Annotated in this window: 10 protein-coding genes and 2 pseudogenes; 8 read left to right on the top strand and 4 right to left on the bottom strand. The window is 71.1% G+C overall.

The genetic code is table 11. The features are described 5' to 3' along the window. Positions 1-462: 462 nt before the first annotated feature. Both ACGF07_RS21410 and ACGF07_RS21405 read right to left on the bottom strand, forming a co-directional pair. Positions 463-1,689 (bottom strand): hypothetical protein, encoded by a 1,227-nt coding sequence (locus tag ACGF07_RS21410; RefSeq protein ID WP_392901147.1) that lies wholly within the window; start codon positions 1,687-1,689, stop codon positions 463-465. A gap of 924 nt (positions 1,690-2,613) precedes the next feature. Then, positions 2,614-3,035, bottom strand: a pseudogene (locus tag ACGF07_RS21405) (DUF3052 domain-containing protein). Between the two features lie 357 nt (positions 3,036-3,392). Here ACGF07_RS21405 and ACGF07_RS21400 point away from each other — a divergent pair. Continuing rightward, positions 3,393-3,801 (top strand): annotated as a pseudogene (locus ACGF07_RS21400) (hypothetical protein). Between the two features lie 24 nt (positions 3,802-3,825). Here ACGF07_RS21400 and ACGF07_RS21395 read toward each other — a convergent pair. After that, entirely contained in the window at positions 3,826-6,006 is a 2,181-nt protein-coding gene (locus tag ACGF07_RS21395; RefSeq protein WP_392901145.1) for an MMPL family transporter, read from the bottom strand. A gap of 322 nt (positions 6,007-6,328) precedes the next feature. Between ACGF07_RS21395 and ACGF07_RS21390 the strand changes: the two genes are divergently transcribed. The 3 genes from ACGF07_RS21390 (at position 6,329) to ACGF07_RS21380 (ending at position 9,276) form a co-directional block, all read left to right on the top strand. Next, positions 6,329-7,666, top strand: a complete 1,338-nt coding sequence (locus tag ACGF07_RS21390; RefSeq protein ID WP_392901143.1) for a sensor histidine kinase — start codon at positions 6,329-6,331, stop codon at positions 7,664-7,666. Then, the gene (locus ACGF07_RS21385) at positions 7,663-8,373 is read left to right on the top strand and encodes a response regulator (RefSeq protein ID WP_392901141.1); all 711 of its coding nucleotides are present in this window, start codon (positions 7,663-7,665) and stop codon (positions 8,371-8,373) included. Before ACGF07_RS21390 ends, ACGF07_RS21385 begins: the two co-directional genes overlap by 4 nt. A gap of 627 nt (positions 8,374-9,000) precedes the next feature. Then, positions 9,001-9,276, top strand: a complete 276-nt coding sequence (locus ACGF07_RS21380; protein ID WP_392901139.1) for a hypothetical protein — start codon at positions 9,001-9,003, stop codon at positions 9,274-9,276. Positions 9,277-9,469: 193 nt separating this feature from the next. On the opposite strand, the gene ACGF07_RS21375 is transcribed toward ACGF07_RS21380, so the two are convergent. Next, positions 9,470-10,405, bottom strand: coding sequence for a helix-turn-helix domain-containing protein (locus ACGF07_RS21375; RefSeq protein WP_392901137.1), 936 nt, complete (start codon positions 10,403-10,405; stop codon positions 9,470-9,472). Positions 10,406-10,533: 128 nt separating this feature from the next. On the opposite strand from ACGF07_RS21375, the gene ACGF07_RS21370 reads away from it, so the two are divergent. From ACGF07_RS21370 to ACGF07_RS21355, 4 genes are all read left to right on the top strand, one after another. Beyond that, positions 10,534-11,577, top strand: a complete 1,044-nt coding sequence (locus ACGF07_RS21370; protein WP_392901135.1) for a saccharopine dehydrogenase family protein — start codon at positions 10,534-10,536, stop codon at positions 11,575-11,577. 258 nt (positions 11,578-11,835) lie between these two features. After that, entirely contained in the window at positions 11,836-13,440 is a 1,605-nt protein-coding gene (locus tag ACGF07_RS21365; protein WP_392901133.1) for an ISL3 family transposase, read from the top strand. 745 nt (positions 13,441-14,185) lie between these two features. After that, positions 14,186-14,665, top strand: coding sequence for a rhodanese-like domain-containing protein (locus ACGF07_RS21360; RefSeq protein ID WP_392901131.1), 480 nt, complete (start codon positions 14,186-14,188; stop codon positions 14,663-14,665). A 286-nt stretch (positions 14,666-14,951) separates the two neighbouring features. Next, positions 14,952-15,215: a GlsB/YeaQ/YmgE family stress response membrane protein gene (locus ACGF07_RS21355; RefSeq protein ID WP_392901130.1), complete on the top strand. Its 264-nt coding sequence runs from the start codon at positions 14,952-14,954 to the stop codon at positions 15,213-15,215. The last annotated feature ends 135 nt before the right edge of the window (positions 15,216-15,350 follow it).

Raw genomic sequence — 15,350 nt, 5'->3', positions numbered from 1 at the left:
ACCCAGCCCCTCTACACCGCCCTGGAACGCGCCGGCCTCCACGCCCTCACCGACGACCACCACCAGGCCGTCCGGGACCTCACCCGAGGCCTCGCCCCTGCCACGCTGCGCCAGGTCATGAGCTGACTGGAGCGCGCACCCGCACCGCGGCCCTCGCGGTGCGGGTGACCGAGCCGGGGCAGGGGCCCACCGTTCTCCGTCCCGGCCTGGGGGACGAGGCAGTGGCTGTCGCCTCGGGCGAAAGGCGAGGGCACCGGCCGGTTTCCTTACTGCTGCCGTTGTCCTGGACGGTGCCGTCGAACGTCCAGGCCCGACCAGGCAAGCTTTTTTTCGCGCAGCTTCAGGTGGTGGCGCCAACCGCCTATGCGGCATGGCGGAATTCCGGCAGGTGCAGTCCTTGCCGGGGTCCTGGCGGGAGTTTCGGCGGCCGGTCCCAGACGCTCGCCTCGGAGAGGTTGACGGTCAGACCGTTGAAGTCCGCCGTCTCGATCCGTACGTCCGCTCCCCGGAAGAACGAGCCGCCGAAGTCCACCCGCCCCGTTCCCGGGCCGAAGACCGCACGGTCGAAGCGACCAGGCCGCTGATGAACTGGGTGTTCCAGAAGCCGACCTCGGCATGGGAGTACTCGGAGTCGAACAGGACGGTGGCGCCGTCGAACCGCGCGTGCCGGAATGTGATCTGGCCGCCGTTGAACTCAGCACCGCGGAAGTCGACCTGCCCGCCGGTGAACCGGGCGTCATCGAAGACAACGGTGCCCTCGTTGAAGTGGGCGTCCTTGAACATCACCGAGCCGCCGGCGAACTCGGTGTCGCGGAAGACGATGGAACGGCTGCCGGTACTGGTGAAGATGGCTCCCAAGAACTCCACCTGGCAGCCGGGGTGGAACGACGCGCCGTCGAAGGTCACCTCGTTGCCGTTGCCGGGGCGGAAGGTCGCCCCGTGGAATATCACCGGCCCATGGAACTCGGCATCCTTGAAGCTGCCGCCATCGAAGGTCGCCCGAGTGAAGTCGAACCGGTACTTCTGCCACGATTTGTGCGCACCATGGAGGAGGTGGGCGCGGATCAGTCCGATGATGGCGTGCCGCACCTCATGCTCGGCCCGCCACGCGCCCCGTACCTCCGCAGGCGCGTCCTTGTCAGGACAGGGATCGACGGGGATCCGCAGGTACGCGCACAGGACGTCGATGCAGGTCTGGCGCTGACCTTCCTCACCAGGCTGGTCCCAATCGTCGGCCAGCCCCGCCAGCCCGTACACCGCGGCCAGCCGCGCCGAATGCGACTCATCTCCCAGCTGCACGGAGATCGCGGCGAACCGATCGGACAGCAGCTTCCTCCTGTCCTGCGCCAGCTGCTGCGCCAGCCGCTCTCGCTGTGCATCGAGCTCCTCGCTCATGCGCTTCTGCGCGTCACGCATCTCGTTGTCAGCTAGCCGCGCGGTTTCCCTAATCTGCTCCTCCGCCAGGCGCGCAGCTTGGCTCATCTCCTTGTCCGCTTGCCTATTTCTCCATTTCGCGGTGAGGATACTGGTTAGGGCGGCCACGAGGGCGCCGACAACGGAACTGGCCAGGATCGCGGCCCACACAGGCGTCGAGCCGGGATCTGACGGGCCGGCGCCACCCGCGGACAGATGGGTGGCTGCGACCGGAGCAACCAAGTCCAGGTAAAGGGAGACGATTCCGGCGGGCATCGTTGCCCACCCCCACTGTGCGGAAACGGTTCTCCTACCTACGGTGCCCCGGATTCGGCCGAACGGCATTCCGGGGGCTTCTTTTCTCTCGCGTCCGGCTGGTGCCGGCCGCTGGTGGCGGAGCGGGGGGGGGCTGGGGCGCGCGGGCGGCCCCGGAAGGCCGCCAGGCCGCCTCCGCCGCCGGACGTCCTGGGTGCGGCAGCGTCGGTGGCTCACGTGGGCAGGGCCGGTCTGCGCGGTAGAGGACGTCCTCGTCCAGGCCGTCGAAGGCCTCCCGCCACGACGTGGTGCGGGGCGGCCTCGACGGGAGCCGGCGGCCTCGGCGGCGGGGTGCGGGAGGGGCGGTGGCGTGCTCCAGGACGGTGAGGAGCCGGGGGAGGCGCTGCGCTCGAGGGAGGCTCGAGGAACTCGGCGTCGACCGGGTGGCATGGCGTTCGTTGGACTCGACGGAGGCTGGCCGTCCCTGCGGTTGGGAGTGACGCGCGAGGTGACGGTTCGTTAGGCCGGTCATGATCAGGAAGATTTTCGTAGCAGCAGCCGTGGTGAGTGCGGCTGTGGTGAGCGGTGTCCCGGCGGTACAGGCGTAGCCGGCAGCCCACCCACGGTGGCGAGCAGTAGCGCCGCAGACGCGGCCAACCTGGCCATACGGTGATCAGCCATTCCGCGCTCCTTCTCGTCAAAGGCGCCGGGATCCGCTCGCCGGCCCTGAGTTTTCACCCAGAGTAAGGAAGCGGCCACTTACCGGCAAGTTGCTGCTCCGGCCGCCGTCACCGCGGTCCGCGACGCGCTGGACGAGGTCGCCGCGAGCGCGCTCGGCCCGGTACGGACCGGGGGCTGCACGTCCGGCTGTACCCGCTGAGGGACCGCGGCGCGTGAGTGCCGGCGGCCCTCGTGGGGGCTGTCGTGTGGGGCAGGGCAGAGCGGCTACCTCTTCGGGGCAGCCATCTTGGTGCCGCTCCAGTTGGTCCCGACGCTGATGGTCCTGGCCTGGGAGAGGCCGGCCGTTTGGGTCGCATCCTGGATGTCGCTCGGTTCGAGGTAGCCGTCCCGGCCGTCCTTGGGAGTGATGAGCCAGATACGCCGCCCTCGTCGAGGAGCCCGATGGCATCGACCAGGGCATCGGTGAGATCACCGTCCTCCTCCCGAAACCACAGCACCACGACGTCGGCGACATCGTCGTAGTCCTCGCCGACCAGCTCCTGACCGATGACCGACTCGATCCCCTCGCGGAGATCATGGTCGACGTCGTCGTCGTAGCCGACCTCCTGGACGACCTGGCCGGGTTCGAATCCGAGCCGGCCAGCCGGGTTCGTCCTCTCCTGCGCCTGATCTGCCGTCGCCGACACCCCAGCCTCCTTCGGTTCGGTGCGTCATCCACATCTCAGCCGCCAGCCAGCAGATCCGGGATCCATCCGAGGCGCGACTCGCCTCGCGCTCGCCTCGCGCTCACCCCGCGCGGTGACGTGAGGCCCGACCGATGAGGCCGGCCTCGTCCGTGAAGGGAGCGCTCGCCGGCTGTGCTGCGGCCGAGGGCTCCTGGCCGCACACCTCGCGGGACAACGTCGGTCCGATCAGGCGCGCAGGGGGCACCGGTCATCACTCCTTCGAGCGATGCGTGTTCTGGCCGTCCTCGTGCGCGGACGAGGTGGACGCCGCAGGTGCGGTGCGCCGTTCGGCTGTGGGCGCCGGTTGAGCGGGGATGTGTGGCCAGCTCGTGGCTGGACCCCGTGGTCGGTGCCCGGCACGACGATCCCCAGGACCGTGCGGCGTTCAGCGAATTGTCCACGTCGCCGGTGGCAGGCGCCCACCTCGGCGGCCCCCGACCCCGTGGCGAGCTGGAACGCGCGGTGCCGGTGGTGCCCGGGCGGCGCCCCGGAGTGTTCGTGGCCGAAGCCTCGGGATCGGGGGTACGCCGCCTCGGCGTGCACGGCGGCGTTGGCCTGGTTCGCCGACGTCCGCCCCGGCGAGCCGGTGGTGCTGTGCACCCGGACCGCCAGCCGCCGCGCCGTGCGGCTCGCGCGGCGGCTGGGGTTCACCGAGGTCGAGCGGTTCGAGGAGTACGGAGCCGAGCAGTGGTTCGGCGTGCGGTCCCCGCTCACGCCGCCCGGCTGAGGGCCGCGGATCTCGTGCCGGGGTTCAGTTCGTGCTGATGCGGTCGTACGGGGCCGGGGTCTCGCCCGGGTCGTCCGGCTGCGGCCGGTGGTCGTACGGCGACGGTTTCTTCGCCGGGGAGCGGTGCGGCCGCACCGGCCACCACAGGGAGCGGCCGAGGAGCGCGGCCAGGGCCGGGACCAGTGCGCTGGACAGGACGAAGGCCGACAGCACGATGCCGAGGGCGGTGGCGAAGCCGATCTGCTGGGTGGACGGGGCGGGGTTGACGGCGAGGCTGCCGAAGGAACCGGCGAGGACGAGGCCGGCGGTGGCGATGGCCGGTGCGGTGTGCCGCACGGCGCGGGCCACGGCGGAGCGGGCGGAACCGGGGCGTTCCATCTCCTCTCTGATGCGGTCGCTCATGAGGATGTTGTAGTCCGTGCCCAGGGCGACCACGAAGAGGAAGAGCACGAGCGGCAGGGTGAAGTTGACGCCCGCCTGGCCGCGCAGATGCTGGAACACCAGGGTGGAGGCGCCGAGTGTCGCGGCGAAGCCGAGGCCGACGGAGACCATCAGCACGGCCGGGGCCAGGACGCTGCGCAGCAGGATGAGCAGGATCAGGGCGATGAGCACGGCGGCTATGGGAAAGACCAGTTCGAGGTCCGCGGTCACGGCGGCGGAGATGTCCGCGAAGATCGCCGCCGTGCCGCCGACGTGTGCTTCGGCGCCCGCGGGCGTGTGCTGTGCGACGGTCGCGCGCACCGGTCCGGACACCAGGTCGCGTGCCTTCTGGCTCTGCGGATCGGCGGTCAGGTAGACGCCGATGTGGGCGGCGTCGCCGGCCGGGTTGTAGAGGACCGGGCTGACCTGGCCCACGCCCTGAGTGCGGGTCAGTGCCGTGGCGAGGGCGTCGACGCCGGGCCGGTCGAGGGCGGTGCCGTCACCGGTGGCGACGTAGACGTCGGTCGGGTCGGACACACCTGCGGGCAGGGCGCGGGAGATCTCAGCGGCGGTGGCTGCGGCCGGGGTGTCGCCGCTGCCGCTGCCGGTGCTGTAGTCCATCTTCATGCCGACGGTCCCGGCGGCCAGCGCGCCCAGCAGGATCACCGACCCCAGTGCGACGGCGAGGGGGCGGCGGGCGACGACGTCACCGAAGCGGCCCGCCGAGCCCTGGCGCGGAGCGCGCTTGAGGGCGCGGGAGGGCCAGAACATGGCGCGGCCGGTGACCGCCAGCAGCGCGGGCATGAGCGTGAGGCTGGCCAGCAGCATGACCAGGACGGAGACCGCGATGGCGGGGCCGAGCACACGGAACTGCCCGAAACTGGCGACACCGAGGGTGGCGAAGGCGGCGACGATGGTGAGGGCGGCCGAGGTGATCGCGGAGCCCACGCGGCCCGTCACCTCGCCGGCGATCTCGCGGGCGCCGCGTTCGGGTTGCGCGCGCAGGCTTTCCCGGAAGCGGAACAGCAGGAACAGGAAGTAGTCGATCCCGATGCCGAGCAGCACCACGCTGATCAGCTGGGGCGTGCTGGGGTCCAGCCTGATCCCGGTGAGCAGTGCTGCGCCGACCACGGCGCCGGCGGCGGCCCCGCCGACGATGGTCACCGCCAGGAGGGGCAGCAGCGCCGCCAGGACGCTGCGGAACGCCAGCACGTTCAGCAGCACGATCAGGGCCACGGTGAGCGCCCCGGCCACGGCGCCGGTGGTCTCCTCCGCCTCGGAGCTGTCGACCAGATCGGCCAGGCCGCCTGCGAATCCGGTGCGCAGGCCGTCCTGTGCGTACCGCGCGGAAGCTGCCTTCCGGAATTCCTTGAAGACGTTCTGCAGCCCCGGATCGGTGGAATTACCGGTGAGCGCGACGGAGAAGAGCGTGAAAGCCTGGTGGGGCTCGGTGGTGCCGGGCGTTACCTTCGGCGTCTGCGAATAGTTCTCGGCCAGGAAGTCGGGGTTGTCCTCGGTTTTCGGCATGGTGATGCGCTGCGTGCCGAGTGCGGTCGCCGCGGCCTGGGCGTGCTGCTGGTCGGCCGGGTCGAGGGGCTTGCCGTCCGCGCGCTTCACGAGCATGGTCACCGCGTTGGCGTCGGGTTTGATCCCGAACTTCTCCTCGGCGGTCCTCAACGCCGCCGCCGAGTCGTACGTCTCGGGCAGGAAGTCACCGAGCTGGCTTTCGGTGGCCCGGTACATCAGCGCCTGGCCGGCGACGGTCAGTACTATTCCCAGAAGCATCCACAGGGTGATGACTTTCCATGGGTGTCTTGTGGAGAATCCGGTCAAGGCGCGCATCACGGGGCTCCCTTTCGGGGCGGTCTCGGACAGTTCCCCTCCAGCGAACCAGCGCCCCGGGCGAAGATCGTCCGAGCGCGGGATGAGAAACCGTGCGGGACCGTGGGGCCGGGCGTCCCCGGTGAGGGGGACCGTGGTCCTGGTCCGGTCTCGGCCCTGGGGCGGAGCCGCGGCACCGCCACGCCAAGGGACAATGACGCGAGCGGAGACGGTGCCGGCGGGTTGCGGGCGCCTCGGTCGACAACAGTGGAAAGGACCCGCCACGGTGACGCGTCGCAACGCCGTGCCGACGCGTTCGGACCTGCGCGGAAGCCCTGCCTCCGCGGACGCCGACGCCGTGCCGTGGATCCGGAACGACGCGGACGCCGACGCCGTGCCGTGGACCCGCAACGACGCGGACGCCGACGCCGTGCCGTGGATCCGCAACGACGCGGACGCCGACGCCGTGCCGTGGACCCGCAACGACGCCCTGCTGACCGTCGGCGCGGCCGCCGTGGACCTCGTGGGATATACGGCGTTCCCGCAAGTCACCGGCGTGCCCGTGTCAGCTGCCGGGGCCTTGCTGATGACGGTGTCCGCCCTGCCGCTGCTGGTCCGCAGACGCTGGCCGCTCACCGTCATGGCCGTCGTCCTGGTGCTCAGCGCGCTGCTGAACCTGACGTTGCCCATGGACCAGCATTTCGGCGCGACAGTGGCGGTCGCGCTCTACTCGGCCGCCCGAGCCGGACGTGCGGGGGCGACGGCCGCCCTGACGGCCGCGGCGATCGGCGTCACGCTGATCACCCCCGACCTCGCCCCACCGCCCGGGTACCTGAACGTGCTCAGCGCAGGTCTGGCCGCCTGCCTCGTCGTCGGCGCCGCCCTCCTGGTCAACCGGTGGCAGCAGGAAACGGAAGCCAAGCGGCGGCTTCTCGCCGACCGCGCGGTGGCCGAGGAACGCCGGCGCATCGCCCGTGAACTGCACGACATCGTCGCCCACCGCATCACCACCATGCAGCTGATGGCGGGCGGTGCCCGCGCCAACCTCGATCACGACCCCGGCGTCGCCCGCGGCGCCCTGGTCACCCTGGAGGAGTCGGGACGGCTGGCCCTGCGCGAGATGCGGCAACTCCTCGACGTTCTGCGCGCCGACGAGGACGTCGCGGCCGACGGTTCCGCCCCGGAGGCGCCGCAGCCCGGTCTCGCCGACATGCACCACCTCCTCAAGGAGTCCCGGCAAGCCGGACAGCCCGCCGCGATGGACGTCGACGGCGATCCGGGCCGGCTCCCTCCCGTGGTCGGCCTCACCCTCTACCGGATCGTCCAGGAGGCACTGACCAACGCCCGCAAGCACGCCGGACCCACCGTCCCGGTGCGCGTGCGCCTCACGTGCCGGCCGGAACTCGTGCGCGTGTCCGTCACCGACCAGGGCGCGCCGGACGGCACGAAGTCCGCTCCGGCAACCGGCACCGGCGGTGGATACGGTCTGGTCGGCATGCGCGAACGGGTGGCCCTGCACGGCGGCACGCTGGAAGCCGGACCGTTGCCCGACACGGGCTACCGCGTCGTGGCGCTCCTGCCGCTGCGCGCGACGGCGGGCGAGGACGAAAAGAGCCACCGGTGAGCGAGACGCATTCCGCCGGGCAGGACGACGGCGAGCGGACCGTCCGGGTGCTGATCGTGGACGACCAGCCGCTCGTGCGGCGCGGGCTGACCCTGATCCTCACCCCCGCCCCGGCCATCACCGTGGTCGCCGAGGCCGAGAACGGCGAACAGGCCCTCACGCTCGCCCGCCTGCACCGTCCCGACGTGGTGGTCATGGACATCCGCATGCCCGTCCTCGACGGAGTCGCCGCCACGCAACGGCTGACCCAGGAGAGGCCCGAGTGTCGCGTACTCGCCCTGAGCACCTTCGACATGGACGAGTACGTGGTCGCCGCCCTGCGCGCCGGAGCGTACGGCTTCCTGCCGAAGGACAGCTCGCCCGAAGAGCTCGTGGCCGCGATCCGCACCGTTCACGCCGGAGAGGCCGCCGTCGCGCCCCGCCTGCTGACCCGGCTCATCTCCACGTACGTCACATCGGCGCCGACCGCCTCGCACCGGCCGCCCGCCGTCACGGAGCCGGGCGACCTCACCCCGCGCGAAGTGGAGGTCTGGCGTCTGCTGGCCACGGGCCTGGACAACCACGAGATCGCGCGGAGCATGGAGATCAGCGTCTCCACCGTCAAGAACTACATCACCAGCATCTTCGACAAACTCGCCGTCCGGGACCGGGCGCAAGCCGTCATCGCCGCCTACGAGTCGGGTCTGGTGACCGTCCGGCAGGCGTGAGGACACGGCGGGGTGAAGGACGGGCAGCAGCGGCGGCACCGGGCCGATCGCGTCGCTACGCGACCGGCGCGGTCGTCGTGGGGCGGGCAGCGGGCATCGGCGCAGACGGGGCGGGTGCGGGTGGCGTGGGAGCGGGCCGCCACGAGGGGGCCGGTGCCCGGACCGGCGAACGCCAGGCCGCCGAACCCGACCGTCCAGGTGATGAACCCAATGCCGGACGCCGCCTACCGGAGCGAGCTGCGCCCGCGCGTAGAGGCCCGGGTCGGGGGCCGCGGGCTCGGGGCTACATCCCCGGACCATGGGTGGGGATGCCGGAGGGGTGCTGGCCGGTCGTTACCGTCTGGTCGAAGTGTTGGGGCGCGGGGCATGGGCGTGGTGTGGCGCGCCCACGACGCTTGTGGCGGCTTCGGTTCCCGTCGGGGCCGGGCCGGTGCGCCGCGGGTGGGCGTTTGCGCGCCGCACGCCGGGTAGGCGCACGAGGCGAAGTGACCCGGTCCACCGGCTCGGTCGTCCGCCCTTTCGCGGTCCAGGAGGCCGACCTCGGCTGGGGCGATCGTCGTGCCCGCCAGGGCGCAACGGTCCGTAGGGCAAGCGACGTTTCGAGGGACCGCGACGGAGGTGAGCGGCATGAGTGGCACCCGACCCGAGGAGCACGCGGACCGGGAGGACGCGCGGATCGGCCCGGGTGGCCCGGGCGGATCCAGCGGTAGGGAAGAACGAGCCGGTGACCACGCCGTCCCCGGCACCGCATCCATGCGGGAGGGTTACCAGCCGGAGAGCGGGACGGGATCCGGATCGCCGTTGGAGGGCGTCGAGATGGACACGGACGAGGAACAGGAGATCCGGTCCTCCGAGACCGAGGACCGTCCTGACGCCGGCCCTGTGCACCGCACGTCCGGCTGAATCCCCGATACCTCCCTCCGAGCTCCCGGCTCCAGGCCACCCGCCCCATCCCGCGCGCTGCGCACCCTTGGGTACCGCAGCGGGAACGGCCCACGACAGGGTGGCTCTGTTTGCAAGATTGTTGCAGCGTTTGTTCACCACTTCGAACGGCACCGTGCCTTGGCGCTGTTCGATCGGCAGCGGAATCTTCCCTTCAGGGACGGAAGGTGCGGCGGTAGGTGTCGGGTGGGACGCCGACACTGCGGTGGAAGTGGCGGCGCAGGGTGGTGGCGGTGCCCATGCCGGTGGCCGCGGCGATGGCGTCCACGGTGGCGTCGGTGGTCTCCAGCAGTTCCTGGGCGCGGCGAATGCGCTGAGTGTGGAGCCATTGCAGTGGCGTGGTGCCGGTGAGGTGCTTGAAGTGGCGGCCGAGGTGGCGTGAGCTCATGCGGGCCTGTCGGGCCAGGGCCTCCACGGTCAGCGGCTGGTCCAGCCGCTCCAGCGCCCAGGGGAAGAGCCCGTCCAGGGGGTGGTTGCCCGGGGCGGGGAGGGGCGTGGCGATGAACTGGGCCTGGCCGCCGTCGCGGTGGGGTGGGATGACCAGGCGTCGGGCGATCTTGTTGGCGTTGGCCGAGCCGTGGTCGAGGCGGACCAGGTGCAGGCACAGATCCATGGCGGCGGCCTTGCCCGCGGAGGTGAGGACGTCTCCGTTGTCGACGTAGAGGACGTCCGGATCGACGGCGGCCGACGGATGGCGCCGGGCCAGTTCCCGCGTGTGAGCCCAGTGCGTGGTGGCACGCCTGCCGTCGAGCAGTCCTGCTGCGCCCAGGACGAAGGCCCCCGTGCACAGTGAGGCCACGCGGGCACCGGTGGCGTGGGCCGCACGCACCGCCTCGACCAACTCGGCGGGCGGTTCGAGGTCGGTGTCGGCCCAGCCGGGGACGATCACGGTGTCCGCCTGGGCGAGGTGGTCGAGTCCGTGGTCAGGTTCCAGGCGGAAACGGCCGACGTGCACCGGACCGCTCCCGCAGAGGGCGAAGTCGTACCAGGGGTCCACGATATGGGACAGGTCGGATCCGAAGACCTCGACGGCCACGGACAGTTCGTAGTGGAGCATGCCGTCGGTGACGGCCAGTGCAACGGTGGGCATGTCCGAAACTGTACGCGGCACGTCGTTTCCGACGCTCGCGCCGGGCGTTGGCCGAGGGACAGGATGTGGATGTCAGGCCGCGGCGGATCGACCTCGCAGCGGGCGTTGCAATACACAGGAGCGGTCTCATGGGGTCAGGGCAGCTGGTCACGGTGTTCGGTGCCTACGGTCACACCGGGAGGTTCGTGGTCGCCGAGCTGGCCGCGCGCGGGTTCGTCCCGGTGCTGTCAGGGCGCAACGCGCAGACCTTGCAAGAGCTGGCCGATGAGCACGGGCTGGAGGCCCGGGTGGCGTCGGTCGACGATTCGGCCTCGCTGGACCGGGCCGTGGCGGAAACGGCGGCGGTCATCAACTGCGCCGGTCCCTTCGCCTCGACCACCGGCCCGGTGATCGAGGCCGCGCTCCGCGCGAAGATCCCCTACCTGGACGTGGCCGCCGAGCTCGAGGCCAACCTCGACACCTTCGCCCACTACCGCGAGCGGGCGCGGGACGCGGAAGCGGTGATCGTCCCGGCCATGGCCTTCTTCGGCGGTCTCGGCGACCTGCTGGCCACCGCTGCCATGGGCGACTGGACCGAAGCCGACGAGGCACACATCGCCTACGCGCTCAGCAACTGGCACCCCACCGCCGGCACCCGGCTCTCGGGTGCGGTCTCCCGCAAGCGACGCGGCGACCGCCGCCTACGCTACAGCGGCGGACAGTGGGAGCACCGGACCGACGCCGCGCCCACCCTGGAGTGGACCTTCCCGGAACCGATCGGACCCCGGCCGGTGATCGGGGAGTTCACCATGGCGGACGTCGTCACCGTCCCCCAGCACCTCTCCATCCCCGACGTGACCACCTACATGACCGCCGAGGCGGCCCGCGACGTCGCCGCCCCCCACACGCCGGCCCCGGCCGCCGCCGATGAGAGCGGGCGCTCGGACCAAACCTTCCTCGTCGACGTCGTCGTCCGCTCCGGCGGAGCCGAACGCCGGGCCACGGCAAGCGGCCAGGACATCTACGCCGTCACCGCGCCCCTCGTCGCCGAGGCCCTCGAGCGTGTCCTGACCGGCCGCACCAAGACCGTCGGCGTCGTCTCCGCCGGCCAGATCTTCGACGCCCCCGACTTCCTGCACGCACTCGACCCGCACATCACACTCGACCTGCACCCGCCGAAGCAGAACGCTTGACCCGACCATCCGCCCGGCCCTCAGGCGTGCGCCCCGCGCCCCTCAGCGAGCCGTGACGGCAGGTGTCGGTGTCCTCCTTCGATTCCCTCACCCGCACGAGTGCTGCCCGGAGTCTTGGACAAACGCTGCTCACACTCGGGCTCTGGCTCAACTTCTGTGACGCGGCCACGCTGAGTGACGGCTGAGCTTCTCAGGCAGGAGGTGAAGTCGCCCGAAAATGAGCGGTGGTCAAGGCGGTCGGGACGACAGTTCGGGGCCGTGGAAGAGATCGCGCTCCGGTTGAAGGAGCTGTTGTTCCCGTCGATCGCGGACGTTGCGGTGCTTTCGGTGGACGTGAGCGTCGCGATAGTGCTGGTCGATGCGGAATGCACTGGGAACGGTGCCGCTTGCCCGGCGTGCGGGGTCTGGTCGAGCCGAGTTCATGGTTCCTACCTGCGGTTTCCCGCCGATGTTCCCAGCGCCGGGCGAAGTGTTGTTCTTCAGCTGAGGGTCCGCCGGTTCGCCTGCGGGAACTCGGGGTGCACCCGCCGCACCTTCGTCGAGCAGATACCCGGCCTGACCCGTCGCCACGATCAACGGACCGAGCGGCTGCGCTCGACGCTGGCCTCGGTCGGTCTCGCCCTGGCAGGCCGTGCCGGCGCCCGCCTGAGCTCCGTGCTCGGGGTCTCGGCCAGCCGGAGCACCGTCCTGCGCCTGATCGACGCCCTTCCCGAGCCGGAAGCGCCCGCCCCGCGTGTGGTCGGCGTGGACGAGTACGCCACCCGAAAGGGCCGCCACTACGGCACCGTTCTCGTCGACGTCGAATCCGGCCGCCCTGTCGACCTGCTGCCCGACCGGGAGGCATCGAGCCTGGCGGCCTGGCTCGCCGATCGGCCCGGCGTCGAGGTCGTGTGCCGGGACCGGGCGCCGTTCTTCGCTGAGGGCGCCACCGCCGGTGCGCCGCAAGCAGTCCAGGTCGCGGACCGGTGGCATCTCTGGCACGACCTGAGCGAGGCCACCGAACGGAGCGTCGCCCAGCACCGTCGCTGCCTCAGCGCTCTGGTCCCCACGGTCCCTGAACCCGGCCCCAGACCCGAGGTTGTCCCGGCCGTGGACTCGTCCGGTTCTCCTTGGCCGCGCGGACACCGGTTCGCCGATCGGACCCGGGCCCGGCATGCCGCCGTCCACGCGCTGCTGGCGGCGGGACACAGTCGGCGCTCGGTCCAGCGGCAGCTCGGGATGACCTATCGCACCGTCAAGCAGTTCGCCGATGCTGCGACGCCGGAGGAGCTGTTCGCCGGTCAGTGGCAGAACCGGCCTTCCGTCCTCGACGACTACAAGCCCTATCTGGACGACCGCTGGAGCGACGGCTGCACCAACGCTTGGAAGCTGTGGGAGGAGATCGTGCCGCTCGGCTACAAGGGCAGCTACCAGCGCGTTCGCGCCTACCTGCACGACAAGCGCACATCACCGCAGCAGGTGACCGCCCGGCCTCCCTCGCCCCGGACCGTCGCCGGATGGATCCTCCGCCGTCCGGACACCCTCACCGAGACCGAGCAACTCCAGCTCAAGGCTGTCCGGACGCATTGCTCCGAACTCGACGCGCTCACCGGGCACGTCCGCTCCTTCGCGACCATGCTCGCCGAGCGCCAGGGCGAGCGGATGCCCGACTGGCTCGACGCCGTCCGGCGGGACGACCTGCCCAGCCTGCACACCCTCGCTGCGGGCATCGACCGCGACCGCGACGCCGTCATCGCCGGCCTCACTCTGCCCTGGCGTTCTGGCGTCGTCGAAGGGCACGTCAACCGGATCAAGATGCTCAAGCGCCAGATGTACGGGCGCGCTGGCTTTGCGCTCCTGCGAAAGCGGGTCCTGCTCGCCTAGTCACTTCGAGTAGCCGAAATCCTTCTCACTGGGCAATCCGGCTTGAGAGAATTCCGACATGCCGAGTCGATTTGGAACCCTCAGCGCAGGCCCGATGAGTGCGGATGGCCGTCACCTATTGATCTTGCCTGGAGACGCAACCGAACTCGTTGACCCGAGCCTCACGCCAGAGGATCTCGCTGAGCGCTACGGGCTTGATGCAGTAGTGCGCGCTCCCAAGATCAACGTGTGTTCGGCGGTCTTTCTCGATGGGCCTTTGGCTGGTACCACGACCAGTTACGCCATCAATCAGATCGGATCCAGGATCGACTGCGCTCTGTCACCAAGGCCAGGCAGGCCACGTGGGACCTACGAACTCGTCAAGCTCGCAGAAGGCGATCGTCCCGCCGAGCTCCGCCTCGTCGTCGAAGCCGAGGAGGATGAGCCCTTGGTCGATCGGCCTGCATGTACGTAGCGTGACTGTTCCACAGAAGTTGGGCCAGAACCCACACTCGTGAACAAAGCCAACGGGGCACAGCTCCCTCGGCCCGCTCGTGAGGGACCGGCGGCGTCACGGATCTGATGACGTGTCGAGACTGCGGGCTGCCGAGCTGGCGGGATCTTGATGAACCCGGGCGCTCACGCCACTCGTCCCGGCCGGGTGGCGCGCGGAGGATGGACTCGTCAGCGCCTGGGAGATCCCCAGGCCGGCGCCGCAAGCCGAAACCGTCGGCCGGCGCCTGTGCGACCTTCGAGGAGTACGCCCGTGTCCACCGCAGTCCAGGCCAGCAGCGCCGTGCTGAACGTTGCCGCCGCCGCGCCCGCCGAGGCCGCCGCCCACTTCGCCGCACGTCTGGCCTTCGAGGCGGACGTCTCCGACGTCCACGCCGACCTCGCGTCCGGTGCCCCCGGTGTGGTGGTGGTCGACTCCCGCAGCGACGCCGCCTGGGCCCAGGGCCACATCCCCGGCGCGCTCCACCTGCCCACGGCGAGGATTGCCGAGCTGGCTCCCGCGCTGATCGACCCGTCGATGACCGTGGTCACCTACTGCTGGGGCCCGGGCTGCAACGGCGCCACCCGGGCCGCACTCGCCTTCGCCCGCCTGGGCTACCAGGTCAAGGAGATGATCGGCGGCTTCGAGTACTGGGTGCGCGAGGGCTTCGCCTTCGACTCCGCCCGGGGCGGCGAGCAGCGGCCGATCGACGACCTGACCGCCCCGCGCTCGGGCATCTCCTGCGCCTGCTGAACCACGCCGCCCCCTCCCGCTCTGGCAGCCCACCCGTTGCACCCCCCGTTCCCCGGCCAGGCGCCGGTCCGGCGCCCGGGGTACCACGGCGGCCGCGGTGCCGACCAGGACCACGAGCAGTTGGGTGAACGCTCGCCCGTGCCGCTCCCACGCCCGACCCCGGCGGTCCGGCGCGTCTTCGGCTGACGCTCGGGCGGGAGGTTTGCGAGCCGGCGGCAGGAGTAGAAGAGGCGGCAGGAGTAACCGGACATCACAATTCGGACCTTTTGAAGGGCGGCACCCACTCATGGGCATCATCGCGTGGATTCTGATCGGCCTTCTCGCAGGAGCCATCGCCAAGGCCCTCATGCCCGGGCGTGACCCGGGAGGCATCGTGGTCACCATGCTGATCGGCATCGTCGGCGGCCTGCTGGGAGGCTGGCTCGGCAAGGTCATCTTGGGCGTGCACTCGATCAACGGGTTCTTCCACCTCTCGACCTGGATCGCCGCGATCATCGGTTCGCTGATCGTCCTGACCGTCTACCGCCTCGTAGCGGCCCGTCGCTCCTAGCCAACCCATCCGAACCTCGTGCCGTCGGGGGGGCCCCCCCCCGGGGGGGCCCCCCCCGCGCCCCCCCCCCGGGGTGGGGCCCCCCCCCCCCCCCCCCCCGCCCCCGGGGCCCCCCCGCCCCCCGGGGCCCCCCCC

The sequence above is a fragment of the Kitasatospora sp. NPDC048194 genome, assembly GCF_043202455.1.
Lineage (GTDB): Bacteria > Actinomycetota > Actinomycetes > Streptomycetales > Streptomycetaceae > Kitasatospora.
The sequence above is the reverse complement of the archived record's forward strand: the minus strand, read 5'-3'. Positions and strand labels throughout refer to the sequence as shown.

What these genes read in the sequence shown, in the direction of transcription:
- ACGF07_RS21410 (WP_392901147.1), bottom strand. Translation starts at nt 1,689, where the DNA reads ATGCCCGCCGGAATCGTCTCCCTTTACCTGGACTTGGTTGCTCCGGTC.
- ACGF07_RS21395 (WP_392901145.1), bottom strand. Translation starts at nt 6,006, where the DNA reads ATGCTTCTGGGAATAGTACTGACCGTCGCCGGCCAGGCGCTGATGTAC.
- ACGF07_RS21380 (WP_392901139.1), top strand. Translation starts at nt 9,001, where the DNA reads ATGAGTGGCACCCGACCCGAGGAGCACGCGGACCGGGAGGACGCGCGG.
- ACGF07_RS21375 (WP_392901137.1), bottom strand. Translation starts at nt 10,405, where the DNA reads ATGCCCACCGTTGCACTGGCCGTCACCGACGGCATGCTCCACTACGAA.
- ACGF07_RS21370 (WP_392901135.1), top strand. Translation starts at nt 10,534, where the DNA reads ATGGGGTCAGGGCAGCTGGTCACGGTGTTCGGTGCCTACGGTCACACC.
- ACGF07_RS21355 (WP_392901130.1), top strand. Translation starts at nt 14,952, where the DNA reads ATGGGCATCATCGCGTGGATTCTGATCGGCCTTCTCGCAGGAGCCATC.